At 66.0% G+C, this 24352-nt stretch carries 20 protein-coding genes; 14 read left to right on the forward strand and 6 right to left on the reverse strand.

Annotated elements, in window-relative coordinates; translation table 11 throughout:
• Positions 1 to 413 precede the first annotated feature (413 nt).
• Entirely contained in the window at positions 414 to 827 is a 414-nt protein-coding gene (locus tag HK108_RS16370) for a VOC family protein (RefSeq protein ID WP_181272292.1), read from the forward strand.
• Positions 828 to 853: 26 nt separating this feature from the next.
• Here HK108_RS16370 and HK108_RS18700 read toward each other — a convergent pair whose 3' ends face one another.
• On the reverse strand, positions 854 to 2923 hold the full coding sequence (locus tag HK108_RS18700; RefSeq protein WP_219922509.1) for an MFS transporter: 2070 nt from the start codon (positions 2921 to 2923) through the stop codon (positions 854 to 856).
• Positions 2924 to 3382: 459 nt separating this feature from the next.
• Here HK108_RS18700 and kdpA point away from each other — a divergent pair, with 459 nt between their 5' ends.
• From kdpA to HK108_RS16410, 6 genes are all read left to right on the forward strand, one after another.
• Entirely contained in the window at positions 3383 to 5143 is a 1761-nt protein-coding gene (gene kdpA, locus HK108_RS16385) for a potassium-transporting ATPase subunit KdpA (RefSeq protein ID WP_181272293.1), read from the forward strand.
• Position 5144: 1 nt separating this feature from the next.
• Positions 5145 to 7322 (forward strand): potassium-transporting ATPase subunit KdpB, encoded by a 2178-nt coding sequence (kdpB, locus tag HK108_RS16390; protein WP_181272294.1) that lies wholly within the window; start codon positions 5145 to 5147, stop codon positions 7320 to 7322.
• An 87-nt stretch (positions 7323 to 7409) separates the two neighbouring features.
• Positions 7410 to 7982, forward strand: a complete 573-nt coding sequence (locus HK108_RS16395; RefSeq protein ID WP_181272295.1) for a potassium-transporting ATPase subunit C — start codon at positions 7410 to 7412, stop codon at positions 7980 to 7982.
• A complete protein-coding gene (locus HK108_RS16400; RefSeq protein ID WP_181272296.1) occupies positions 7982 to 10774 on the forward strand; it encodes a DUF4118 domain-containing protein in 2793 nt (930 codons plus the stop codon). Before HK108_RS16395 ends, HK108_RS16400 begins: the two co-directional genes overlap by 1 nt.
• The gene (locus HK108_RS16405; RefSeq protein ID WP_139470444.1) at positions 10771 to 11451 is read left to right on the forward strand and encodes a response regulator; all 681 of its coding nucleotides are present in this window, start codon (positions 10771 to 10773) and stop codon (positions 11449 to 11451) included. The genes HK108_RS16400 and HK108_RS16405 overlap by 4 nt, the downstream gene beginning before the upstream one ends.
• A 10-nt stretch (positions 11452 to 11461) precedes the next feature.
• Complete coding sequence (locus HK108_RS16410; protein WP_139470443.1) at positions 11462 to 11917, forward strand: NUDIX hydrolase; 456 nt, start codon at positions 11462 to 11464, stop codon at positions 11915 to 11917.
• Between the two features lie 265 nt (positions 11918 to 12182).
• Here the strand turns inward: HK108_RS16410 and HK108_RS16415 are convergent, their stop codons facing one another.
• From HK108_RS16415 to HK108_RS16425, 3 genes are read right to left on the reverse strand one after another with little or no spacing between them, the layout of a single operon-like run.
• On the reverse strand, positions 12183 to 12851 hold the full coding sequence (locus HK108_RS16415; protein WP_181272297.1) for a response regulator: 669 nt from the start codon (positions 12849 to 12851) through the stop codon (positions 12183 to 12185).
• The gene (locus tag HK108_RS16420) at positions 12848 to 14080 is read right to left on the reverse strand and encodes a sensor histidine kinase (protein ID WP_181272298.1); all 1233 of its coding nucleotides are present in this window, start codon (positions 14078 to 14080) and stop codon (positions 12848 to 12850) included. The genes HK108_RS16415 and HK108_RS16420 overlap by 4 nt, the downstream gene beginning before the upstream one ends.
• Before the next feature lie 51 nt (positions 14081 to 14131).
• Positions 14132 to 15073, reverse strand: coding sequence for a CPBP family intramembrane glutamic endopeptidase (locus tag HK108_RS16425; RefSeq protein ID WP_139470440.1), 942 nt, complete (start codon positions 15071 to 15073; stop codon positions 14132 to 14134).
• Positions 15074 to 15201: 128 nt separating this feature from the next.
• On the opposite strand from HK108_RS16425, the gene HK108_RS16430 reads away from it, so the two are divergent.
• On the forward strand, positions 15202 to 15759 hold the full coding sequence (locus tag HK108_RS16430; protein ID WP_180345704.1) for a dihydroxy-acid dehydratase domain-containing protein: 558 nt from the start codon (positions 15202 to 15204) through the stop codon (positions 15757 to 15759).
• 37 nt (positions 15760 to 15796) lie between these two features.
• Here the strand turns inward: HK108_RS16430 and HK108_RS16435 are convergent, their stop codons facing one another.
• Positions 15797 to 16534, reverse strand: coding sequence for a MerR family transcriptional regulator (locus tag HK108_RS16435; RefSeq protein ID WP_139470438.1), 738 nt, complete (start codon positions 16532 to 16534; stop codon positions 15797 to 15799).
• Positions 16535 to 16674: 140 nt separating this feature from the next.
• Between HK108_RS16435 and HK108_RS16440 the strand changes: the two genes are divergently transcribed.
• From HK108_RS16440 to HK108_RS16460, 5 genes are all read left to right on the forward strand, one after another.
• Positions 16675 to 17712: a hypothetical protein gene (locus tag HK108_RS16440; RefSeq protein ID WP_139470437.1), complete on the forward strand. Its 1038-nt coding sequence runs from the start codon at positions 16675 to 16677 to the stop codon at positions 17710 to 17712.
• A 103-nt stretch (positions 17713 to 17815) separates the two neighbouring features.
• Positions 17816 to 18454, forward strand: coding sequence for a TetR/AcrR family transcriptional regulator (locus tag HK108_RS16445; RefSeq protein WP_139470436.1), 639 nt, complete (start codon positions 17816 to 17818; stop codon positions 18452 to 18454).
• Positions 18451 to 19287: an NAD(P)H-dependent oxidoreductase gene (locus HK108_RS16450; protein WP_139470435.1), complete on the forward strand. Its 837-nt coding sequence runs from the start codon at positions 18451 to 18453 to the stop codon at positions 19285 to 19287. Before HK108_RS16445 ends, HK108_RS16450 begins: the two co-directional genes overlap by 4 nt.
• Before the next feature lie 245 nt (positions 19288 to 19532).
• Entirely contained in the window at positions 19533 to 20933 is a 1401-nt protein-coding gene (locus HK108_RS16455) for a hemolysin family protein (RefSeq protein WP_139470434.1), read from the forward strand.
• A complete protein-coding gene (locus HK108_RS16460; RefSeq protein WP_139470433.1) occupies positions 20930 to 21952 on the forward strand; it encodes a CNNM domain-containing protein in 1023 nt (340 codons plus the stop codon). Before HK108_RS16455 ends, HK108_RS16460 begins: the two co-directional genes overlap by 4 nt.
• Before the next feature lie 51 nt (positions 21953 to 22003).
• Here the strand turns inward: HK108_RS16460 and HK108_RS16465 are convergent, their stop codons facing one another.
• On the reverse strand, positions 22004 to 23479 hold the full coding sequence (locus tag HK108_RS16465; RefSeq protein ID WP_219922510.1) for an MFS transporter: 1476 nt from the start codon (positions 23477 to 23479) through the stop codon (positions 22004 to 22006).
• A gap of 199 nt (positions 23480 to 23678) precedes the next feature.
• Here HK108_RS16465 and HK108_RS16470 point away from each other — a divergent pair, with 199 nt between their 5' ends.
• Positions 23679 to 24350: a GntR family transcriptional regulator gene (locus HK108_RS16470; RefSeq protein WP_181272299.1), complete on the forward strand. Its 672-nt coding sequence runs from the start codon at positions 23679 to 23681 to the stop codon at positions 24348 to 24350.
• Positions 24351 to 24352: the final 2 nt, after the last annotated feature.

Raw genomic sequence — 24352 nt, forward strand, 5'->3', positions numbered from 1 at the left:
ACAATGGACATAGCGGTTCGAAGCTCCCTGTTTGACCGATAGGTTGTGCGGCCGCTTGCGGCCGGTACCGGTCCGGGATGAGGTCACTTCGGAACAACACTGTGATGAGTCACGCCCCCGGCAAGGGGCGGACAACCTTCTGATCAAGTTACCGAGGTGGGCCGAGTCGGTGCCGGCCGCACCACCCATGTGATCGGACAAATCGGCCCGAAGACACCACCAAAAGGGGGTGGGTCACCGCCAGGTTGAGTCACGACCACGGGATGGAGAGGCCAGCACCTACTCTGCCAGCCGGTCCCAGACCAGCCACTACCAAGACTCACAGCCGTCAGGTGTGTCTGAGGGGTGTCGCGCCGAGGCAACAGGCGGGCTGAGAGTTGTCGGCGGCATCGCGGCACCATACACTCCCGGTTATGGCCCTCAACGTGGAACGGATCGACCACATCGTGCTCAACTGCCGCGATGTGACGGCAACGGCGGAATGGTACGAACGAGTCCTGGGCATGCGCGCCGAACGGTTCGGCCCCGCACAGCGAGTCGCGCTCGCCTTCGGTGATCAGAAGATCAACCTCCGCCCGATCGGCGCGGCCGACGATGATCCGGACTGGGTGACGGGCAGCACCGAAGCTGCCGGGTCAGAGGATCTCTGCTTCATCACGACCACCACTCCCACCGCCGTCGCCGATCATCTCACCGACTGCGGAGTCGAGATCGTCAACGGACCGGTGACGAAGGTCGGTGCCCTCGGGCCGATGACCTCGCACTACTGCCGCGACCTCGACGGGAATCTCATCGAAATAGCGGTGTACCCCACTGCTGGGCCCTGAGCCGCCGACGGGCAGCAGAGCGAGGGTCACGCGAGTACGGACCCGACCGGCACCCGTTCACGCAGGTACCCCGCGACGGCCATCCGGTTGATCGCCGAGCGGCTGACGATGCCGACCATACGTCCCTCGGGGCCGTCCACCACCGGCACCTTCTTCAGCTTCGCATCGGAGAGGGCGGCGACGGCATAAGCGATCGAGGCGTCGACGTCGATGGTGACGACCTCACGGTTCGCCAGGCGCATGACCTCGAGATTCGCAAGATCGGCCATGGCCTGGCTCAGATCATCCTCGGCGCCGATTGCGAACGAGTAGATCGATGTCGACGAAGGGCGGGCAGCCGACAGATAGCGCATCACGTCACCGTCGGAGAGGAAGCCGACCAGGTCGCCGTCGGCGTCGACCACCGGTGCTCCCGAGATGCCGCGATCGGTGAAGGTCCGCAGCGCCTCGAGCACGCTCTGGTTCGCCGACAGAGTGAACACCTCGGACTTCATGATCGCCGCGACGGTGGTCGGATCGACCGATCCCACCGTGATGTTCGCCGAGGTGGCCGACCGGTCGACCGGAACCGCCGAGGCGGCCGATAGTTCCGTCGCGTCGCCCATGGAAGCTGCGCCCGGGCCGGGTACGCCCGGGTCGGCGTCATCCGCCGAGTCACCCTGACTGTTGCGACCCGCCCGACCGCCGCGGTCATGCCTCACCGAACGGTAGGCGAGGAACGCGAGCACGATGCCGATCACCGAGGTGGCCACCACAAATGCAACGGCACCGCGGAAACCCAGGAGCAGCGACGAGAGTTCGCTGCCGCCGGAGTTCAGGCGTGCCTTGCTCAGGGCACCGTAGACTCCGGCGGCCAGTGACGTACCGACGCAGCCGGCGATCTGGAAACTGATGGACACGACGGTGACACCATGCGGACTGGTCTCGTGATCGAGGTGGGACAAGGCGAAGGTCTGCGCGGGCCCGATGACGAACGCCGTCGCCAACACCGCCGGGACGTAGAGCGCGCCGAAGATCACGAGAGACGTCTGCCCTGCCGCCAGTCCGACCAGGCTGACGAAGACGGCCATGACGAGGAAGCCGATCGGGATCGACCACCGACCACTGTGGCGATCGAACAACCGTCCGGCTACGGGACCCAGAGCCACTGTGAGCAAGATGCCCGGGGCTAATGTCAGCGAGGCGCCCAGCGGCGGAACATCGCGTGCTGCCTGCAGAAACAGGGGGATGATGACGTTCATCGCGAAGACGAACACAAGTCCGAGCATCGTCATCACCACACCGAGCACGAACGGGGTGCTCGAGAACGGCCGCAGGTCGAGAAGCGGATGATCGATCCGCCGCTGGCGGGCGATGAACGCCCACAGTGCCAGCAGTCCGATCACTCCGGACGTCGCTGCCCACACGGCGGAGCCGCCGAATGCCGCGGTGACACCGTAGAGGATGCCGACGAGCGCCACGGCAACGAGCAGGAACGAGAGGGTGTCGAGGCGGGGTCGGCCGAGCTCGGCGACGGTGCGCAGGACGAGAGTTCCGGCGATGAGCACGATGAGACACAGACCGCCGAAGACCCACATGAGCGTCGTCCACGGGGCGACGGTGAGCAGAGCTCCGGAGAGGACGATGGCCAGCGACGGTCCCAAGGTGGTCATCGCCGCCATGATGCCCATGTTCATCCCGAGCTTCTCGCGCGGGGAGACAGCCAGGGTGGTGTTCATGCCGATAGGGGTGAGCAGGCCAGTGCCGATCGCCTGCAGCAGTCGTCCGATGAGGAGGACGCCGAAGTTCGGCGCGAAGGCTCCGACGAGCGACCCGATGACCATGACCGCGACGACGCTGACGAACAGACTGCGGGTGGGGAACCGGTGATAGAGGACATTGGCGACCGGGACGAAGACCGCGGCGACGAGAAGGTAGGCCGTGGTCAGCCACTGGACCGTGGTCACGGCGACGCCGAAGTCGGCCATGATCGGGGTGAATGCGACATTGAGGAAGGTTTCGTTGAACGTGGCAAGGAACGCTGCGGCGGCGGCAACCGCGATCATCGGTCCCACACGTTCGGTCGCGTGCGGACGGGAATGGGCAGGTGAGGTCATGGAATCTCCTGACAGTCGGCGGATGTCAGCTGCTTGACCGTGCCGTGTCAGAAGTTGCTCGAGTGAACCTCGCGTGTCGTGTCATCGAAGCGCTGTGGCCAATGGGCCGTGATCGAATGTAGCAGATTTCGCCGATCTTCGTAAGCCGAGCCGGACCGATCGCTCCCGCCCACTCCCCCAATTACTACCCGACGGCGGCCCAGCAACCTTGCGCAAGGTTGCTGGGCCGCCGTCGGGTAGTAATTGGGGTGTTGGGGTTGTGTTGGGAGGTGTGAAGATCGCGTTAAGATCGCCCGCCGACCGGCCCCTGCGGCGGTGGGATGGACGCATGTCATTCACTTCATCGCCGAGGCGGCCGACCGGACCGTCGCACGCTGCGTCCCGTACGGGGCAGGTCCGCTCAATGCGTTCTGAGCACTGCCCGTGCACCGAGTTCCGCTCCTCCCGGGAGGGCCGGTCATGAGCTGGTTCGCTGGCATCACGCAGATCCTGCTTGTCCTCGCTCTTCTGGCCGCGGCCCACGTTCCGCTCGGCAACTACATGGCCCGCGTGTTCCTCTCGGAGACCGACACCCGCGCCGAATCCGTCCTCTACCGCCTCACCGGCGTCGACTCGTCCTCGCAGCAGCGGTGGCGCACCTACTTCCTCTCGGTCCTCGGGTTCACGGCCGTCTCGCTTGTCGTCCTCTTCGGCTTGCTCCGCCTCCAACACGTCCTGCCACTGTCGAACGGCAAGTCGGATGTGCCCGTCGACCAGGCGATCAACACTGCGGTCTCCTTTGTCACGAACACGAACTGGCAGTCCTACTCCGGTGAGACGACGATGGGCTTCCTCGCCCAGATGGCCGGGCTCGCCGTCCAGAACTTCGTCTCCGCGGCCGTCGGCATCGCCGTAGCCGTCGCCCTCATCCGCGGGCTCATGCGCTCGAACTCCCTGTTCATCGGCAACTTCTGGGTCGACCTCACCCGCTCGACACTGCGTATTCTGCTTCCGCTCTCGGTGCTCTTCGCGATCATCTACATGGGACTCGGCGTCATCGACAATCTCACCCCTGACCAGGTCGTCCACACCGTCACCGGCGGCACCCACGCCGCCGACGCAGCCCAAGCCGGCAGCACCATCACCCAGACCATCCCCGGTGGTCCCGATGCCAGCCAGGAGGTCATCAAACACCTCGGCACGAACGGCGGCGGCTTCTTCAACGCGAACTCCGCGCACCCGCTCTCGGCTCCGAGCGCCCTGGTCAACCTCGCGAACATCTTCCTCATCCTCCTCATCCCCTCGGCACTGCCGCGCACCTTCGGCATCATGGTCGGCAGCCGCAAGCAGGGCTGGGCGATCCTTGTGGCCATGGCCACCTTCTTCGTCCTCTCACTCGCCGCCGTCATCGCCCTTGAAACGACGACCACCACCCCGGCTTCCCACGCAGCGGGAGCCGCAATGGAAGGCCGCGAAACCCGTTTCGGCGTCATCCCCTCGGCTTTCTTCGCCGTGGCCACGACTCTGACCTCGACGGGAGCGATCGACTCGGCCCACTCGAGCTACTCAGGACTCGGGGGAGCGGTGCTCATGATCAACATGATGATCGGAGAGATCGCCCCCGGCGGCGTCGGCTCCGGCCTCTACGGCATGCTCATCGTCGCAATCGTTGCCGTCTTCGTCTGCGGACTCATGGTCGGTCGCACTCCGGAGTTCCTCGGCAAGCGCATCGGCCGGACCGAGATCACCTTGGCGAGCACCTTCATCCTCGTCTCCCCGGCGCTGACCCTGATCGGCACCGCCGTGGCCACGCTGTGCCCGGGCACGCTCGACTCGGTCCTCAACACCACCTCGGCGATCCAATCCTCCGGCCACGCAACCGCGCAGACCGCACAAACCGCGACCCAACTCAACCCTCACGCCCTGTCCGAGATCCTCTACGCCTTCACCTCGGCGGCAAACAACAACGGATCCGCGTTCGCCGGCCTTGACGCGAACACCCCGTTCTTCAACATCGCCCTGGCGATCGCGATGCTGCTCGGCCGCCTCGTGCCGATCGGCGCCGTGCTCGCGCTCGCCGGAGCGTTGGCCAAACAGACCCCCGCCGAGGCGAGCCCGGGCACCCTGCCCACCCACCGACCCCTGTTCGTCGGGGTCGTCGTCGGCAGCGGCTTCGTCATCAGCGCCCTCACCTTCCTCCCCGTGCTCGCACTGGGACCGATCAACGAAGGACTCATGTGAGATGAGAACCATCACCGCTCCCGCCCTCCTCCAGGCAAGCCTGCTCGGGCTCAGAAAGCTCGACCCCCGCACCGCCTGGCGCAACCCCGTGATGTTCCTCGTCGAGATCGGCGCGGCCATCACCCTCATCCTCGCGATCGCCGATCCCAGCCGTTTCACCTGGGCGATCAGCATCTGGCTGTGGCTGACAGTCGTCTTCGCCAACACCGCCGAGGCGCTCGCCGAGGGCCGCGGCAAGGCCCAGGCCGACTCCCTTCGGGCCAGCCGGGTCAGCGTCGACGCAACCCGCGTGCTGCCGGGCGGGGGCACCGAAACCGTGCCCGCCTCCCAGCTGCAGGCCGGGGACCGGGTGCTCGTGACCGCAGGTGAGACGATCCCCGGCGACGGCGACGTCATCGAGGGTGCGGCCACCGTCGACGAGTCCGCCATCACCGGCGAATCCGCGCCCGTCATCCGTGAGGCCGGCGGCGACCGCTGCGCCGTCACAGGCGGGACGAAGGTGCTCTCCGACTCGATCACCGTGACCGTCACCGCGAGCCCCGGAGAGAGCTTCCTCGACCGGATGATCACGATGGTCGAGGGTGCGAACCGGCAGAAGACCCCCAACGAGGTGGCCCTCGGCGTCTTCCTCTCCGTGCTCACCCTCATCTTCATCCTGGTGGTGCTCAGCCTCGCCCCGATCGCCTCCTTCTCCGGCGCCCCGCAGTCGCTGACCGTGCTCATCGCCCTCCTCGTCTGCCTCATCCCGACGACGATCGGCGCGCTGCTCTCGGCAATCGGCATCGCCGGCATGGACCGGCTGGTCGCGGCGAACGTGCTCGCGAAGTCCGGCCGCGCCGTCGAGGCCGCCGGTGACGTGTCGACGCTGCTGCTCGACAAGACCGGCACGATCACGATGGGCGACCGGCAGGCCACCGACTTCGTGCCCTTGGGATCGACGACACCGGAACGGATCGCCGAGGCGGCCCGGCTGTCCTCGTTGGCCGACGACACCCCCGAGGGCAGGTCCGTCGTCACCCTCGCCGAGACGGAATTCCGCATCGACGCCGCCGGCCTCGAGGCCTATCCCGAGGCCGAATTCATCTCGTTCTCGGCGACGACCCGCCTGTCGGGGATCGTCCTGCCGGTTCGTGAGCAGGTCACTGAGCAGGATGGGGCGACTTCCCCCGCCGAGGTAGGCGCACATCGATCCGCGCGTACGCGGTCGACCGTCGTCGAGGTAGTCGGAAGGACTGGTGCGGGTGCGTCGTCATCCGCCGCGGTGGGGTTGGCCGCGGGAGTGGCACCGTTGCGTCGCACCGTGGTCAAGGGTGCGGCCAAGGAGGTCATCGCGTGGGCCCGCGACCGCGGGGCCGAGGTCCCCGAGGCCGCGACCGCCGAGGTCGAACGCATCAACACGGGGGGCGGCACGGCACTCCTCGTCGCTGAGGCTGTCGGGTCCTCCGCACGGGTGCTCGGGGTCATCGACCTGCGCGACATCGTCAAACCGGGCATGGCCGAGCGCTTCGCGACGCTGCGCGAGATGGGGATCCGGACGGTGATGATCACCGGCGACAACGAGCTCACGGCCCGCGCGATCGCCCGGGAAGCCGGGGTCGATGACTTCCTCTCCGAGGCCACGCCCGAGGACAAACTCGCCCTCATCAAGACCGAACAGGCCGGCGGTCGGATGGTCGCGATGACCGGGGACGGGACGAACGACGCGCCCGCGCTCGCGCAGGCCGACGTCGGGGTCGCAATGAACACGGGCACGACCGCGGCGAAGGAGGCCGGCAACCTCGTCGACCTCGATTCGGATCCGACGAAGCTCATCGACATCGTCGCGATCGGTAAGCAGCTGCTCATCACCCGTGGGGCGCTGACGACGTTCTCGATCGCCAACGATGTCGCGAAGTACTTCGCGATCATTCCGGCGATGTTCCTGCTCGCGTTCCCGGGGCTCGGGGCGCTCAACATCATGGGTCTGCACAGCCCCGCCTCGGCGATCCTGTCCGCGGTGATCTTCAATGCCCTCATCATCGTCGCCCTCATCCCGGTCGCGCTGCGCGGGGTGCGGTTCCGGGCGCGGACGGCCTCGTCGCTGCTGCGGATGAACCTGCTCGTGTTCGGCATCGGCGGACTCATCGTCCCGTTCATCGGCATCAAACTCATCGACCTCGTCATCGCGCCGCTGCTCTGAGCAATTCACCACTGCGGGTGGTGCACCGCTCTGAAGCGCCCGCCTGACCTCGTCGTTCACACTGACTACTCTGAAAGGACCCTCATCATGCTCCCCATCTTCGGCCGACAGCTCCTCACCGGGGCACGGATGCTTCTGGTGCTCACCCTCGTCGTCGGCCTCGCGTACCCGCTGGCGATGGTCGCGATCGGTCGTCTCATGCCCGCCCAAGACGCGTCGATTCGCAACAGTGCCGGCGAGGTCGTCGGCAACGCCCGCCTCGCCCAGCCCGTGAGCGGGGACGAATGGTTCTTTCCTCGGCCTTCGGCCGGTGACTATGACGGACTCGCCTCGGGGGCGTCGAACCTCGCGGCGAACAGTCCCGAACTGCTCAAACAGATCGCCGACCGTCGCTTCCAGATCGCTGAGCGAGAGCACGTCGACCCGGCGAGCATTCCTGCGGATGCGCTGAGCGCGTCCGCGTCCGGTCTCGATCCGGACATCAGCCCTGAGTATGCTCGACTCCAGATCCCTCGCGTCGCGCGGGAGACGGGACTGAGCAGGAAGGACGTGACCGCGATGGTTCAGGCGAACACGCAGGATCCGCTGTTCGGCTTCATCGGTGAGCCTCAGGTCAACGTCGTCACTCTCAACAACGACCTCGCGAACGGCGGGCGCTGATGGACTCACCTCGGCGGGGCACGCTCACGGTCTTCCTCGGCTACGCGCCCGGGGTGGGCAAGACCGTCGCGATGCTCGAGGCTGCGGCGACTGCGGCAGACAACGGCCGCGACGTCGTCATCGGCATCGTCGAGGACCACGGACGTGCCTTCACCCGGTCCCTGGCCGAGGGATTCGAGACCATCGCCCGGCGCCCGGCCGACTACCGCGGTCGGACGTTTCACGAACTCGACACCGAGGCGGTGCTCACCCGGGCGCCCGAACTCGTCATCATCGACGAACTCGCGCATACGAATGTGCCGAGCGATGATTCGGTCGGTGGCGACGGCACGGAGACCTACCTCGGCGGCGGAACCACGCCCACCCCGACCCGCACCAAACGTTGGGAGGACGTCGAGGCGATCCTCGCCGCCGGCATCGACGTGTTCACGACGGTGAACATCCAGCACCTCGAATCCCTCGGCGACGTCGTCGGTGCGATCATCGGCCGCAACCAGGCCGAACGCGTCCCCGACCCCTTCCTCCGCGCCGCCGACGAAGTCGAACTCATCGACATCAGCCCCGCCGCACTGCGCACCCGACTGGTCGACGGGCGGATCTATGCAGCGGAGAAGGTCGCTGCCGCGATGTCGAACTACTTCCGGCTCGGCAACCTCACCGCGCTGCGCGAACTCGCCCTCCTGTGGCTGGCCGACCGGGTGGACGAAGGCCTCGAGAAGTACCGCGACGAAAAGGGTATCCGCGCCACCTGGGCCGCCCGCGACCGGATCCTCGTCGCCGTCACCGGCGGCCCGGAATCGACGACGCTCATCCGCCGCGGACTGCGCATCGCCGGCCGAGTGGCCGGGCGCGAACTCCACGTCGTCCACGTCATCGAACCCGACGGCACCCGCCGCTCCGGTGCCCCGCACCTGCTGTCGGCCCGCGAACTCGCCGAGGCGAACCACGCCGTATGGCACACCGTGGTCGGTGGCGATGTCGCCAAGGCCCTCATCGAGTTCGCCCGCACCCTCAATGCCTCACAGATCGTCCTCGGGGTCTCGCGCACCCCGTGGTACCGGCGCATGTTCGGCCCCGGCGTGGCCAACCGCGTCATCAGCGCCGCCGCTGACATCGACGTGCACCTGGTCACCCACGCCCAGGCCGCCCGATTCTGGCGGCCGGATCGAGAACGCACCCGAGACAATCCCCTCTCGCGTCTTCGTCGCATCCTCGGCTGGATCATCGGTGCGCTCGCCCCGCTCGTGCTCACCGGCCTGTTCGTCGCGCTCGGCCCCGGGTCGACCTCGCTGGGCATGAACTTCCTCGCCTACATCACCGTCGTCGTGCTCGTCGCCCTCATCGGCGGGTTGTGGCCGGCGGTGATGACGGCCGTGTTCGGAGCCGGACTCATCAACTTCTTCTTCACCCATCCGGTGAATTCGTTGTCGGTGAGGCAGATTGAGAACATCCTCGCGCTCGTCATCTTCGTCGCGGTCGCCGTGGCCGTGGCCACCGTCGTCGACCAAGCCGCCCGCCGCTCGAGGCAGGCTCAGGCGGCCGAACACGAGGCGGGAGTGCTCAGTGAGCTCGCCGGATCGATGATCGCCGAGGGTGACAGCCCCGAGGCGATGGTCGCGGGCATCCGCACGAGCTTCGCCCTCGACGGGGTCACCCTCTTCGTCCGCGGGAACGGGGCGGGCGGCGAAGACCGCACCGACGCTGTCGGTCGTGCCGGTGACGGCGACCGGGCGGGCAATACGAACCGCGCGGGCGGCGGGGACGTGGCGGCCGCCTCGGCGGGGGAACCGATCAGGTCACGGGCCGAGGCGAGCGAGGTCATCGACCTCGACGAGGACACCTCACTGGCGCTGAAAGGGCGGCCGCTCAGTGCCGGAGAACAGCGGATCCTCGACGCTTATGCCGGCAGGCTGCTGCGGGTGCTCACGGAATCGGCCCTGCAGCGCAGCCGCACCGAGGCCAGGGAACTCTCGGCCGGCAACGCCGTGCGCACCGCCCTGCTCACCGCGGTCTCCCACGACCTGCGCACGCCGCTGGGCGCGATCACCACGGCGACCTCGACGCTGCTGCTCGACGAGATCGAGCTTTCGGATGCCGACCAGCGGCTCATGCTCGAGACCATCGAGCACGGAGCCCAGCGCCTCGAGAAGCTCATCGACAACCTCCTCGACATGAGCCGGATCCAGTCCGGGGCGGTGACGATCGCGACGGCACCGGTGCTCGTGGCCGATGTCGTCGCCTCGGCGCTGGATGAACTCGACGGGGATTCGGCGGGGATCGCGACCGGCGATGACGGGGGCCCGGCGGGGACCGCGGCCGGCGATGACGGGGACTCGGCGGGGATCGCGGCCGGCGATGACGGTCGCTCTTCACAGCCGAAGATCACCGTCGATGTCGACCCCGAGACGTGGATCGACGTCGATGCGGGGCTCGTCGAACGCGTGCTCGTCAACATCATCGAGAACTCCGTGAAGTACGGCGAGGGCGCACCGATCACGATCGATGCCTCCACCGGCGCCGAGGCGGTCCACCTCCGCGTCGCAGACTCCGGTCCCGGAGTGGCCGAGGAGGCACTCGAGTCCGTCTTCACCCCGTTCACCAGGCTCGATGAGTCCAACACGAAGGGTCTCGGGCTGGGGATGGCGGTCGCGTTGGGTCTGTGCCGGGCGATGGACATCGAGCTGAGCGCCGAGCCGACCCCGGGCGGCGGATTCACCGCGGTGCTGACGATTCCGCGCCGAGGTGGGGCGCCGGCAGCACCCGAGGAGACGAGGAAGGGCGACGCGTTGTGAAGCACGTGCTCATCGTCGAAGACGACACCGACATCGCCCGCGCCGTGAGTGTGGGGCTGCGGGGCAAGGGCCATGAGGTGACGATCACCGGCAGCGGGCGGCAGATGAATGAGGCGCTCGCCGAGGCGACCGTCGATGTCATCCTCCTCGACCTCGGACTGCCCGACGTCGACGGCATCGAACTCATCTCGCAGGTGCGCAAGTGGAGCCAGGTGCCCATCGTCGTCATCTCGGCCCGCCATGACGCGCGTGGCAAGATCGCCGCCCTCGACGCCGGGGCCGATGACTATGTGACGAAGCCGTTCTCCCTCGGCGAGGTCCTCGCCCGCCTGCGCGCGATCGAGCGGCGCTCGGGTACGGCGGCCGATTCGAGTGTTGTGCGCACCGGTGATGGGCGGGTCGTCATCGACCTTGCCGCTCATGTCCTTCAGGTCGAAGGTGCCGAGGTGCATCTCACGCCGATCGAATGGAACATGCTCGGCGTCTTCGCCAAGCATCGGGGTGCGCTCGTCGATGCGACGACCCTGCTCACCGAGGTGTGGGGCCCTGAGTATGCCGGGGAGCGCGGCTACCTGCGGGTCTATATGTCCCAGCTGCGGCAGAAACTCGAGGCCGACCCTGCCCGACCGCAGTACCTGCACACGCAGATGGGCATGGGCTACCGCTTCACCCCGTAGTGTGGGCGACATGCCCAACCCCACACGAGTCGCCGTCCGCATCGTCCTGCTCGATTCCGATTCTCGCGTCCTGCTCTTCGAAGGGCGCGACCTCGCCGATGCTCAGGACAGCATCCGCTTCTGGTTCACCGCCGGCGGTGGCAGCGAAGCCAGCGAAACCCTGCAGGAGACCGCGGAACGCGAGCTGGAAGAGGAGACAGGTCTGTCCGGCATCGATCTGGTCGGCCCGTTCCATCGTCGTGAATTCGACTTCCTCAACCACGGAGAACCTCAGCACCAGGTCGAGCATTTCTTCGCCGCACGGACGGATGTGACGGATCTGAGCGACTCGAACTGGACCGCGCTCGAGCGAACGGCCATGACCACATGGCGCTGGTGGAGCGCCGACGATCTCGAGGACGCACCGATCCGGTACTTCCCGGAGAACCTGTCGGAGCTGATCAGGGAAGCGGCCGACTTGGTCTAGACTGAATCGCCCCGGGAACAATGGAGACAGTGAAGCCACGGAAAGGACTTCCCTGTCATGCTCCAAAAGAAATACCCGCTCGAGCTTCGTGAACGAGCCGCTTCCTGTGTTGCGTGAGTGGTTTCTAGACAGCTCCACTCTCGCAACCGGAGGCCTTCACCCATACACAGATCAACTGCGATTCACGCAACAACTTCATGGCCAGCAACACCTAGTCCCATCTCGGACCCACTTTCCTCTGCGGTCTCAGTCTGCGTCCGAGACGCTAGGCGTCCTGCACGGTGACGAGGTGATTCTGGTACGCCCAGACGACGGCCTGGAGGCGGGAACGAACTCCCAGCTTCGGCAGCATCCGAGCGAGATGAGATTTGACCGTTGCCACCTCGATCACCAGTTGGTCCGCGATCTCACTGTTAGTCATTCCCTGCGCCAATAACATGAGAATCTCACGTTCACGGGTCGTGACGGCCGAAAGGGCGCGAGAGGCAACGACAGGCTGCAGTTGGCGGCGCTGGGTGTATTCGCTGACGATCCTCCGCGTCAGTTTCCGATCGATTGTCCCGTAGCCCTCCGCTATACTGCGCAGAGCGCTGAGGATCTCCTCGGGTTCGGAGTCCTTGAGAAGAAATCCGGAGACGCCGACCTCGAGAGCACGGAAGACATAGTCGTCGATGTCGAATGTCGTGAGTATGAGGACGGGGATCGGGTCATCGAGCTGCGGTGCCGATATTCGAGCCGCGACCTCGATGCCGTCCAGACCCGGCATTCGGATATCGAGGCAGGCGACATCTGGACGCAGTTCGAGGGCAAGGTCGAGTGCTTGGTCGCCGTCGGCAGCCGTTCCCACGACCTCGATGTCATCTTCGGCCCCGAGTAGTGCGGCCAGCCCGCCGCGGGCGAGCGGTTGGTCATCGGCGATCAGTGTGCGGATCATCGGTTTCCTCTGTCAGGATCGAAGGGGATTCTCATGTGTGTGACCCACCCATTGTCGTCGGTGGGGCCGAAATCGAGTGAACCCCCGACCAGCGCCGCGCGTTCGCTCATGCCGAGGATCCCGAGGCCGCTGCCCCCGGCGCCGGAATCGTGCCTCTGCGTCGGTGATGTGTTGCGGACGGTGAGATGAAGGGCATCGGAATCGCCGGCATCGACGATGACTGTGGAGTCGGCACCCGGCGCATGTCGCCCGACGTTGGTCAGGGATTCCTGAACCATGCGATATCCGGCCAGCTGCGCGAGCGGACTCAAGAGTCGTCCGGGATCGCGTTCGCCGTCGGGAAGGACGGTGAGGTCGACACGCCTCCCATTCCGGTTGGCGGTGTCGACGAGGCGTTCGATGCTGGCCAAGGTCTTGATCTGCTGATCGTCATCCTCACGCAGCAGTCCAACGAGTTGGCGCAGATCGTGGAGGACCGCGCGGCTCTGCTGTCGGATTTCGAGCGCACCGTCCTTTGCCGCCTCGGGATGACTCTCGCACTGCCGGGCAATGCTCGCGGCCATCAGTGAGATCCCCGAGAGATGATGTGCCGCAATGTCGTGGAGTTCACGTGCCATTGTCGATCGCTCGTGGGCGATGGCCTCGCTGATCTGTGCCTCTCGCTCTCGGGCGAGCGCGTTCAGCATCTCACGCTGGGCCGAGGTGGCCGCTCGATGGGAGGAGAGGACACAGGCGGGGAGGAGGGGGCCGATCACGACCACCAGTGCCTGAGCAAGAGCGGCGACCACCGTCTGAAGGACCTCGTCGTCACCGAGTCCAAGACGGTTGATCAGCTGTCCCAGAGCGACGCACGTGACGACGGCGATCGACCAGCGGATCGTTCGAGTGAGTGTGAAGTGCAGACCGGCGAGGAATACGGAGGCCGTGACCGGAATGATCGTGACAGTGAACGCAGAATTCGGTGCGAGCGCTGCCAGTGCCAGGGGGAGTGCAGAGACGATGAGCATGGAGCGAAACGGCCAGCGGTCCCTCCCCGCAAGCGCGCCGGCTTGGAGGAGGAGCGTTGCTGCGGTGAGGAGCCATGATGACGTTGTCATCGGTTCATCGAGCATTGTCGGGTCATGGGCGAAGAGTCCGGCGGTGATCGCCAGAAACGCCAGAGCCGCGCAACCAGTCGCCAACGGCACGGTCGGGTTCGCTCGCACTGTGGAGATGCTGTCTCTGGGCATGGCAGCCTCAATCGCGATCGTGCTGTCGGGCGCCGCCGTGCTCAGCGAACATCATCTGAGGTCCTGACCAGGGGCGTTTTCTACAGGATGGTATCCCAGTCGGCCTTTTGTTGTCACGACGATGAGTATGGCGGCGACAGTGGAGCCCATCGCCATGGCGGTCCACATCAGATCGCCGTCGCCTTCGAGAGTGGGGAAGATCTCCGACCACATGACAGAAGCGAAGTTGTTGGCGCTTACGTGCATGAGCATGGACAGCGGGAGGCTCTCTCCGGTGCGATTGAATACCCACGACATGACGATATTGAAGGAGCAGCAGAAGACGGAGAAGGCCGCAAGGCGGACCCACGAGGCATCAGGGTAGCCGCCCCATTCGGTGAGGAAGAGGGGCAGGTGCCACACGGTCCAGAGGGGACCGAGGATGAAGGCGGACTTAAGTGGGGAGTGGACCTTTTGAAGTCGGTGAAGGGCGAAATCGCGCCAACCCGGTTCTTCGGCGAGGCCGGTGGTGATGAACTGGAAGGCGAGCATGGGCAGGTAGGCAGCCAGGACGGCGACCGACGGTGCGATGATGTTTCCGGCTGAGAATGCCAAGCCTGTCAGCACCATGCCTGCCGGAACTGCCAGCACGGCGATGAGGTACCAGATAGGAGCGGCCCTCCATCGAAGCAGGCGCCCCATCCAGGCCTTCAGCCCCTGACGTCCGTCAATGACGGCAGTGAGCAGGAAAGCGGATCCGATCGGGCCGATGTAGGCTCCGGGCAGCACGCCCAGCAGTTGGCTGGTTCCCAAGATCTCCGGGAACCGGAAGCCCCATGCTCCCACACCGTTGAGCGACAGGATGTACGGGGTCCAGGTCACCCAACTGAGCAGATTGGCGAGAACGAAGAAACTCGTCAAGGGACGTTGCCGAAACAGGTTGACGAGTTTTCGGCGAGAGGGTGTCGTGTGGAGTTGTTGGGCGCCGGTGTGTGCGCTGTGCTGTGTTGTCATGATCCCAAATTAGTGACCGCGACGTGTCAGCCTCTAGGCCAGGAAGGGTGGACTCGTGCTCTGCATACTTTAGGTGCAAACCAACGGTGTCACGATTGATTCGTAGCCGGTCGGGCGAAGTGGCGGGCGTGACCAAATCCGTCGCCTATGACCACTTCGGGGACAGGTCTGGAGTCTTCTTCGAGTTGTATCGGGCTTTCGAACACTGGCGGCACGAGACCCTCGACGCGGCACTCGACGATGTGGCGCCCGTGCGCGCGGACGTCGCGGCCGTCGCTGCTGCGGCATATATCGACTGCCACGTGGTTGAGGGGCGAGAACTCTCCGACGTCATTCACGCCCTGTCCGCTTCGTCAGAGCTCGACAGCATCCTCCGCCGAACGGTGGACGAATACCTCGCCAGGTGCCGTGAGGTGCTGGCACCTTTCGGAGGCGATCTGGGTGTGGGCGGCCTGACTGCGATCGTCGGCGCCGGCGACATCATCGCCATCGGCATCCCGAATAGGTCGATCAGTCTCGAGGTCTCGGACGAGGAGCTCACGCGGCGGCGGGACCGTCTCGAGGCGCACGGCACCTATCGTCCCCGGCAACGCGAGCGCAGCGTCTCGACCGCGCTGCGCGCCTACGCCGCGTTCGAACAGTCCGCGGACAGGGGCGCGGTGCGGAAGGTGCCCGAGGTGGTGTGAGGGGGGCGGGCGAGGAGACCCAAGGCTTCGACCTTGCCTACCCGTGGTCTGCAGGATGCTCGCGCAGGATTGACCCTGTGCGCGCGAGGACTTCGAGCTGGGTCGAGTTGTAGAGCTCAGCGAGCGCGACATGAAACGCCTGCCGGCCGAAGCTCCGGCCCCGCTTGGAGGCGAATCGGGGCGCGCTGAGCTCAGGGATATCGGCTTGCAGATGGCGAACCGCAGCGGCGAGTCGCTCGGGCAGATGGCGGACGTCCGCGAGATCCATCTCCTCTGTCAGCTGGCCGAACTCCTGGAGAGCTGCATGATCCGCTGTCTTCGTGCGCACCTGATTCCAGGCTGCCATTGATTCTTCTGAGACGAGTCGTGACGCCACTGTCAGGAAGTCTTCGTCGGCTGATGACAGCGGCTCGGAGGAGTCGCTGTCCTTGTTCGTGAGCGCCGAGAGTTCTTGGGCGATCTGGGCGTTGATGGTCTGCAGGCGTCTGATCGCGGATGAGGTCTCGTCGGCCAATTCGCGCAGCTTGTCAACATAGGCGTCGGCGTCGCCGAGTCCGCCTCCGGCGAGGTCCATCTCGCGGATCTCCGAAAGTGGAGCGCCGAGATCGACGAGGCGTCTGATCCGCAGCAGCAGCGTCAGATGCGCGACCCCGTAGGACTTGTAGCCGTTCGCTCCTCGGGGCGGCACAGGCAACAAGCCGATGTCGTGGTAATGCCGAACTGTTCTCAGCGTCGTCCCTGCCAGATCAGCGAGTTCCTGCGTGCTCCAACTCATCGCCCACTCTTTTCGAAGAACGGCCTTGACTATGCCGTTACGGCCGACTTTAGCATCTCAATGATCGCTGCCGGCAGGATTCGAGCGCAAGACCACAGCTGCTCGTGACTGCCCGGAGAATGAGGAAGAGGAGACGGTCAATGTTTAAGGGAATTGCCTCGGCACCCCGCCGTGAGGACAGAAAGGCAGACTCGCCAGCGCGTAGACGCCTGCTGCTGTGGTGGCTGCATGGCGCCGTGAGGTTCGTGCTTGCCGCGCTGCTGATCTACAACGGCGTGATCAAACTCGGGCTCGGACAGTTCGGGGCACCGGACATCGGAGAATCTCTCATCACCTTGGGCGAGATGAGCCCGATGGGACTGCTGTCGCGCATGGTCGGATTCTCTCCGCTGTTTCAGGTGCTTGCCGGAGTCGCCGAGGTAGGTGCGGCCGCGGCGCTGATCTGGCGGCGCACCGCTCTGTTCGGGGGACTGGTGACCTTTGCATCGATGTCGTTCATCTTCGTGCTCAACCTCGGCTACGACATGCCGGGCAAACAGCTCTCCATTTTCATGCTGGTGCTGGCCCTCATCGTCATCGCCCCTTGGGGGCTGAGGACGGTGTCTGCGATCGTCGGCTCCGGTGGTCTCCAGGCGCCGCGTCGCCCTCGTCTCTTCCGCGGGGAGAGAGCGAACAAGATGGCAGGAATCGTCGCACCGATCGCCGGTTGGCTCGTCCTGCTTCTGTTCAGCGCGGCGATTGTCGCAACGCAACCGACGCATTCGACCGATTCTTCCGCACCGGCGGGAGTCTGGACGATCGAGACATCGGACTCGCAAGAGGAAGGCGCCGACGACCAGAGGTGGCAGACGATCGCGCTGGGTGATCGACTCACCGATGGGCGTGCCAAGGTCCAGGTCCGACAGGCGGACGGCACTCTGCTCACGGGAACCTATGCACGCCACTACGACACGCTCGACCTCGAGCTCAAACCCTTGCGGCAGCCGGGACAGACAGCGGTGGCGTATGCGAACGAACCGGCTCTGAGGCAGTCGGTGACCTATACCCTGAGCGGGTCGAGTCGGATGGCGATCGCCGGTGACCAGACCGCCTCGGCGCGCTTGGACCATGATGCCGCGGTGCTCTACGAGCGCGGCTTCAGCTGGGGGATGCGCTCGGACGACCCGTTCGAACGGTGATGAGCGCGGTGACGACCTCGGACTCTCGGTGCCGCCAAGAAGCGAACTGACAAACCTAAGCTACTTGGAGTAACCTACTAATAGTAGATTAGAGGTGGAGGGCATGGCAGCAGAGCGAGCCGCGCCAGAACGGAAGCGGCTGAACAGGGAAAACCGTCATGAGCAGCTGCTTGATGTCGCACGGGAGATGATCCGGTCCCAGGGGACTGAGAGCTTCACTCTGGCGCGTCTGGCTGAGGCGGCCGGAGTCACCAAGCCCGTGGCCTATGACCACTTCGGTGACAGATCGAGGGTCTTCGTCGAGCTGTACCTGGCCTTCGAGAAGCGTCGCCTGGAGACTCTCGATGAGGCTCTGGACGATGTATCGCCGACGCTCTCGGACGTCGCGGAGGTCGTTGCCGCTGCCTATATCGACTGCTACGTCATCGAAGGGCGGGAGCTGTCAGACGTGATCGCGGCACTGTCCGGTTCGCCCGAGCTGGACGCCATCCGACGGCGGACGGTGGAGGAGTACCTCATCAGGTGCCGTGAGGCGCTGACCCCCTTTGCGGGCACCCTCGGCGAGGCTTCGCTGTGGGCGATCGTCGGTGCTGGCGATGGTCTTGGCCGAGCAGTGACCGAACGACAGATCCGAGCCGCCGACGCCTGCCGGGTTCTCACGCGAGTCGTGACGGCTGTGGCGGCGCCGACCGCAGGTATTGAACAAGAGACCGCAGACATCGACAAGGAGAAGGACACATGACGATCAACCATCCACCGGTGCCGGGCAGCGCACTGTGGGTCCACGCGCACCCGAGACCAGATTCATTGAACGGTCAGCTCTTCACCGAGGGCGTGCGTGCCCTCGGCGAACAGTACCGAGTCGCGACCTCGGACCTGTATTCCCAGGACTTCGACCCGCGACTCTCACACCGAGACCTCGGCGGGAGCAGCCTGTCGGGGAGTGACGGGTCAGGAAACAGTCGATCAGGAAGCACCGTCGAGCTCAACGCCGAGGCCTTCAGCGCCGGTTCGCTGCCGCCCGATGTCACCGCTGAGCAAGAGAAGCTGGCCGCGGCGGAATTGCTGGTCGTCCAGTTTCCGCTGTGGTGGTACGGGCCACCGGCGATCCTCAAGGGATGGTTGGACCGAGTTCTGACAGCAGGTTTCGCGTTCGGCGATCTCGACCCCCGCCTCGGTGTTCCGCGTCGGTACGGCGACGGCGGACTCTCAGGGCGTCGTGCCCTGGTAGTCGTGACTGCCGGCGAAGACGAGCGGTCGATCGGGCATCGCGGCATCAGCGGAGACGTCGAATCCCTGCTGTTTCCTCTCACCCACGGGGCACTGTGGTACGTCGGAATCGACACGTTCGACCTGCACGTCATCCACGACGCCGACGTCCTCAGCCCGGAGCGGGTTCAGGAGGAGAAGGACCGGCTGACCGGTCGACTTCGCGCGCTCGATTCGGAGCAGACAAAGCCGTACCGACGGCTCAGTGACGGCGAGTACGCGGGCACGCGTGCCCTGAAGGACACCATCCTCCCCGGTCGGACCGATCTGGCCATCCATCGTCGAGATGAGGCCGCGACTGCGTGAGCTGAAATGGAGGGCGCGCGGCAGGTCCGGGCCCTGCCGCCGCCGTCCACAGCCTCTTGCCAGCTGATGCCTGGATAATTGATTCCAGCCGCCCACTTGATCACTTTCGGAAGGACCATGGACGACTATCGAAGTCCCGGCTGGGACATCACTTTCAGCACCTCTGACCAACTTCATATTGCGCGCACAGACGCTTCGCACGCCCATATCGATCGGGCACAGCGCACGCGAACAGGTGGTCGCCGTTGACCTGGCTGCTCTCGCTCCTCATCGGGCTCCTCGTCGTCCTCCTCATCACCGTGGCCACCGGCTACTTCGTGGCGCAGGAATTCGCGTACATGGCCGTCGACCGATCTCGTCTGGCCGCACGTTCGGCCTCCGGTGATCGAGCCGCGGACCGGGCCCTGTCCATCACCCGCCGCACCTCCTTCATGCTCTCCGGCGCGCAGCTGGGCATCACCGTCACAGGACTGCTCGTCGGCTACGTCGCCGAACCGCTCATCGGCACCGCCGTCGGTGAGGCACTGGGAGGCACCCCGATCCCTGCCGGCACAGGCGTGCTCATCGGCACCGTCCTCGCCCTGCTCGTCTCGACGCTCATCCAGATGCTCTTCGGCGAACTGTTCCCGAAGAACCTGGCCATCGCCCGCCCCGAGGCGCTCGCCACGTGGCTCGCCCGTTCGACCTCGATCTATCTCGCCGTCTTCGGCTGGCTCATCACGATCTTCGACAAAGCCTCGAACGCCCTGCTGCGCGTCCTCGGCATCGAACCGGTCCACGACGTCGACCACTCCGCCACCCGGCGCGACCTCAAGCACATCGTCGCCGAATCCCGGGAGGGCGGCGAGATCGTCGACGACGATTCGCTCATCCTCGACCGCATCCTCGACTTCCCGCAGCAGAGCGTCGCCCACGCCACAGTGCCGCGCTCCCGCGTCGACGTCATCGACATCGACACGCCCCTGGACGAGGTGCGCGAACTGATGAGCCGCGGCCACTCCCGCTACCCCGTGCTCGACGCCGATGATCAGGTGATCGGTACGATCGACCTCCTCGACGTCCTCGCCGAGGCGGGGTCGGGCACCACCGAAAACGTCGCCGCGGCGGCACCGGGCACCACCGACACCGTCACCGCGACCGGGGTCCGTTCCCTCCTGCGCGACCCGGTCTTCGTTCCGGAATCCCTCCCGTTGCCGGACGCGGTGGCCACGCTCCTCGAACGGCGGGAGCAGATGGCCTGCGTCGTCGACGAATACGGCGGCTTCGCCGGAATCGTGACGATGGAGGACCTCGGCGAGGAACTCGTCGGCGACATCGCCGACGAACACGACCACATCGTCGAAGAACTCATCGAGACCGGCGACGGCACCTGGACGGCGCCCGGGATCATCCCCCTCGACGAGGTGGCCCGCGTCCTCCAACGAGAACTGCCGACCACCTCGGCTCAGACCTTGTCGGGACTCGTCATCGAACACCTCCGCGGATTCCCCGAGGTGGGCGACCGGGTCTCGATCGAACTGCCGATCGACCCCGCCGACCTCGGCGGAGACGACACCCCGGAGACCGAGCGCCTCGTCATCCACGTCATCGAGGTGGCCACGCATGTGCCCGCGCGGCTGCGGATCGGAATCGAGGTGGCACGATGAGCAATCCCTGGGTCATCGCCGCGATCACGATCGCCATCATCGGCCTCAGCGCGTTCTTCGTCGCCGTCGAATTCGCGCTCATCGCCGCCAAACGGCACCGTCTCGAAGACGCGGCCGCGGACAGCCGATCGGCCCGAGCCGCCCTGCGCAGCTCGACCGAACTGTCGGTGCTGCTGGCGGGGTCGCAGCTGGGCATCACGGCCTGCACCCTGGCGCTCGGGGCGATCACGAAACCGGCCGTCCATCACTGGATCACCCCGGTCGCCGAGGCGCTGGGCCTGCCGCTGTGGATCGCCGACATCGTCGGCTTCGTCCTCGCCCTCATCATCGTCACCTTTCTCCACCTCGTCGTCGGCGAGATGGCGCCGAAGTCGTGGGCGGTGGCGCATCCGGAACGCTCGGCGATCATGCTCGCATTGCCGATGCGGGCGTTCATGTTCCTCACTCGCCCGCTGCTGCATGTGCTCAACAACGCTGCGAACGCGTGCCTCCGCCTGGTCAAGGTCGAACCCGTCGACGAGGTCGATCAGGCGCACACGCCCGAGGACCTGAGGCAGCTGCTGCAGCATTCGGCGCAGGCGGGAACCTTGGAGAAGGAGTCCTCGGAGGCTCTGCTCGGAGCCCTCGACCTCACCCGGCTCACACTTGACGAGCTCGTGGCCGGTCGCCCGGAGCCGACGGCCGTCGGTCCGGCAGCGACTGCAGGGGAGGTGCGCGAGGCGTCGCGCCACGACCGTCACCGTCGCATCCTCGTGCGCACCGAGGCTGGCGGCCCGCTGAGTCATGTGGTGCATGTCAGGGATGTCCTCGGACTCGCCGAGGATGCTCCCATCACCGAGGCGGCCCGACCCGTCACCGTCGTGGACGGATCGATGACCGTGGTGCGGGCGTTCGAGGCGATGCGGGAGGACAGCGTGCAGCTGGCCTTGGTGGAGAGGGCCGACGGCAGCCACGCGGTCGCCACCGTCACCGACGTACTCACCCACCTGCTGACTACCGGCCAAGTGCCCTCCCGATAATTACTACCTGACGGCGGCCCAGCAACCTCGCGCGAGGTTGCTGGGCCGCCGTCAGGTAGTAATTGGGGTCAGGCGCTGGCGCGGGCGGTGCGCACCGAACGGTTGGCGAGGAATGCCAAGATGATGCCGATCACCGAGGTGGCCACGACGAGTCCGACAGCACCGTGGAAGCCCAGCAGCAGGGAAGTCCGCCTCACCGCGACCGGCCGCGGCCCCCGCACCGCTGAGGGCGCCATAGATGCCGGCTGCCAGAGAGGTGCCGACGCAGCCGGCGATCTGGAAGCTCGTCGAGACCACGGTGACGCCGTGCGGGCTCGTCTCACGATCAAGGCTGGACAGCGCAAAGGTCTGGGCCGGGCCGATGACGAACGCCGTGGCCAGCACCGCCGGAATGTACAGCAGCGCGAAGACGAGTACGGAATCAAACCCGGCGGCGACTCCGACGAGAGTGACGAAGACAGCCATGACGAGGAAACCGAGCGGGATCGACCAGCGTCCGCCGTGTCGGTCGAAGAGTCGCCCGGCCACCGGGCCGAGAACCACGGTGAGCAGAATGCCCGGGGCCAACGCCAGAGAGGCGCCCATCGGAGCCAGGTCTTTCGCCGATTGCAGGAACAGGGGAATGACGACGTTCATGGCGAAGACGAACACGAGTCCGAGCATCGTCATGACCACGCCGAGGACGAAGGGGCGGCTGGCGAAAGGACGCAGATCGAGCAGCGGGTGCTCAATGCGACGCTGCCGGGCGATGAAACCCCAAAGCGCAAGCAGACCGGCAACTCCGGCACTGCCGGCGACGAGCGCCGAACCGCCGAAGGCTGCGGTGACTCCGTAGAGGATGCCAACCAGGGCGACCGCGACCAGCAGGAAAGACAGAGCGTCGAACCTCGGGCGCCCGAGCTCGGCGACAGTGCGCAGGAAGACCCCGCCGGCCAGAAGGACGACGAGGCAGAGTGCGCCGAAGACCCACATCAGAGTCGTCCACGGGGCGATGGTCAGCAGCATCCCCGAGGCGACGATGGCCAGCGACGGCCCGAGAGTCGTCATCGCGGCCATGATGCCCATGTTCATCCCAAGCTTCTCCCGCGGGGAGGCGGCCAGAGTGATATTCATGCCGATCGGGGTGAGCAGTCCGGTGCCGATGGCCTGGAGGAGACGGCCGATGAGGAGGACCGCAAAGCTCGGGGCCAGGGCACCGACGACGGACCCTAAGACCATGATCGCGGTGACGGACACGAACAGCGCCCGGGTCGGGATCCGGTGGTAGAGGACGTTGGCGATCGGCACGAAGATCGCCGCGACGAGGAGGTAGGCCGTGGTCAGCCACTGCACGGTGGCGACATCGACGCCGAGGTCGGCCATGATCGGTGTGAACGCGACGTTGAGGAAGGTCTCGTTGAAGGTGGCGAGGAAAGCCGCGGCCGCAGCGACGGCGATCATCCACCCGGTGCCGCGGGGCTTCGACGAGGCGGCTTGGCCAACGGACCCTTCGGCAGATCGCGGGCGGGCATTGACGGATGAGGTCATGAAGTCTCCTGACGTTCGGCGGTTGAATGCTCGATCGTGCCGTGTCAGAAGTTCCCTGTGACGTGGGTCTTCGCGTGTCGTTTCGTCGATGCGGTGCTGGTGGCCGGAAAGGGCCGTCAATGAATGTAGCAGTTTTCAGCTGTTTACATAAGCGAGATCAGATGCATGCATCAATGTATGCATCTGTTATTGTGGGCTCGTGAATGATTTGCTGACACTGCCCTGGCAGCGCATCGACGACTCTGCTCCGATCGCCGTTCGGATGGCCGCGGCGACCGCCCGGGAGATCATCGAAGGCCGACACGAACCCGGCGACCTCCTCATCGAGACCGACCTCGCCGCTGCGCACAACGCCAGTCGCACCCCCGCCCGGGAGGCGATGCTCCAGCTCGAGCGTTGGCGCCTCGTCCGCCTCGTCCCCAAGAAGGGCGCGCTCGTGACCACCGTGACGGGCAAGGAGCGCCGCGACCTACTCGCCGTGCGCTCGATGTTCGAGATCGACGCCGTGGAGACACTGGCCGACGGCGGCGACCTCACCGCTCTGGCCGCCGATCTGCGCACCCTGCTCGGCGAGCAGAGGAAGGCACTTGACGGGGGCGATCCGCTCGGCTTCGCCAGCGCCGACTATGCCTTCCACGCCCGCCTCATCCGCAGCGGCGACAACGCCATCGTCACCGAGATGCTCACGACCATGGGCCCGCGCCTGGCCCGCCTGACCTTCCAGGTCGCCATCGACGCGCCGCACACCCTCGACACGCTCCTGACCGAGCACGAAACGCTCACCGACCGCGCCGAGGCGGGCGACGCAGAAGGCTTCGCCCGCCTCGTCCGCGACCACATCGAAGGCTCCCACTTCCCGCAGTCCCGCTGAGG

Origin of the sequence: Brevibacterium sediminis (genome assembly GCF_013623905.1) — a bacterium.
Lineage (GTDB): Bacteria > Actinomycetota > Actinomycetes > Actinomycetales > Brevibacteriaceae > Brevibacterium > Brevibacterium sediminis.

Excerpts from the sequence above, each read along its gene's own strand:
- HK108_RS16370 (WP_181272292.1), top strand. The coding sequence starts at position 414 with ATGGCCCTCAACGTGGAACGGATCGACCACATCGTGCTCAACTGCCGC.
- HK108_RS18700 (WP_219922509.1), bottom strand. The coding sequence starts at position 2,923 with ATGACCTCACCTGCCCATTCCCGTCCGCACGCGACCGAACGTGTGGGA.
- kdpA (WP_181272293.1), top strand. The coding sequence starts at position 3,383 with ATGAGCTGGTTCGCTGGCATCACGCAGATCCTGCTTGTCCTCGCTCTT.
- kdpB (WP_181272294.1), top strand. The coding sequence starts at position 5,145 with ATGAGAACCATCACCGCTCCCGCCCTCCTCCAGGCAAGCCTGCTCGGG.
- HK108_RS16395 (WP_181272295.1), top strand. The coding sequence starts at position 7,410 with ATGCTCCCCATCTTCGGCCGACAGCTCCTCACCGGGGCACGGATGCTT.
- HK108_RS16400 (WP_181272296.1), top strand. The coding sequence starts at position 7,982 with ATGGACTCACCTCGGCGGGGCACGCTCACGGTCTTCCTCGGCTACGCG.
- HK108_RS16410 (WP_139470443.1), top strand. The coding sequence starts at position 11,462 with ATGCCCAACCCCACACGAGTCGCCGTCCGCATCGTCCTGCTCGATTCC.
- HK108_RS16415 (WP_181272297.1), bottom strand. The coding sequence starts at position 12,851 with ATGATCCGCACACTGATCGCCGATGACCAACCGCTCGCCCGCGGCGGG.
- HK108_RS16420 (WP_181272298.1), bottom strand. The coding sequence starts at position 14,080 with ATGCCCAGAGACAGCATCTCCACAGTGCGAGCGAACCCGACCGTGCCG.
- HK108_RS16425 (WP_139470440.1), bottom strand. The coding sequence starts at position 15,073 with ATGACAACACAGCACAGCGCACACACCGGCGCCCAACAACTCCACACG.
- HK108_RS16435 (WP_139470438.1), bottom strand. The coding sequence starts at position 16,534 with ATGAGTTGGAGCACGCAGGAACTCGCTGATCTGGCAGGGACGACGCTG.
- HK108_RS16440 (WP_139470437.1), top strand. The coding sequence starts at position 16,675 with ATGTTTAAGGGAATTGCCTCGGCACCCCGCCGTGAGGACAGAAAGGCA.
- HK108_RS16445 (WP_139470436.1), top strand. The coding sequence starts at position 17,816 with ATGGCAGCAGAGCGAGCCGCGCCAGAACGGAAGCGGCTGAACAGGGAA.
- HK108_RS16450 (WP_139470435.1), top strand. The coding sequence starts at position 18,451 with ATGACGATCAACCATCCACCGGTGCCGGGCAGCGCACTGTGGGTCCAC.
- HK108_RS16460 (WP_139470433.1), top strand. The coding sequence starts at position 20,930 with ATGAGCAATCCCTGGGTCATCGCCGCGATCACGATCGCCATCATCGGC.
- HK108_RS16465 (WP_219922510.1), bottom strand. The coding sequence starts at position 23,479 with ATGACCTCATCCGTCAATGCCCGCCCGCGATCTGCCGAAGGGTCCGTT.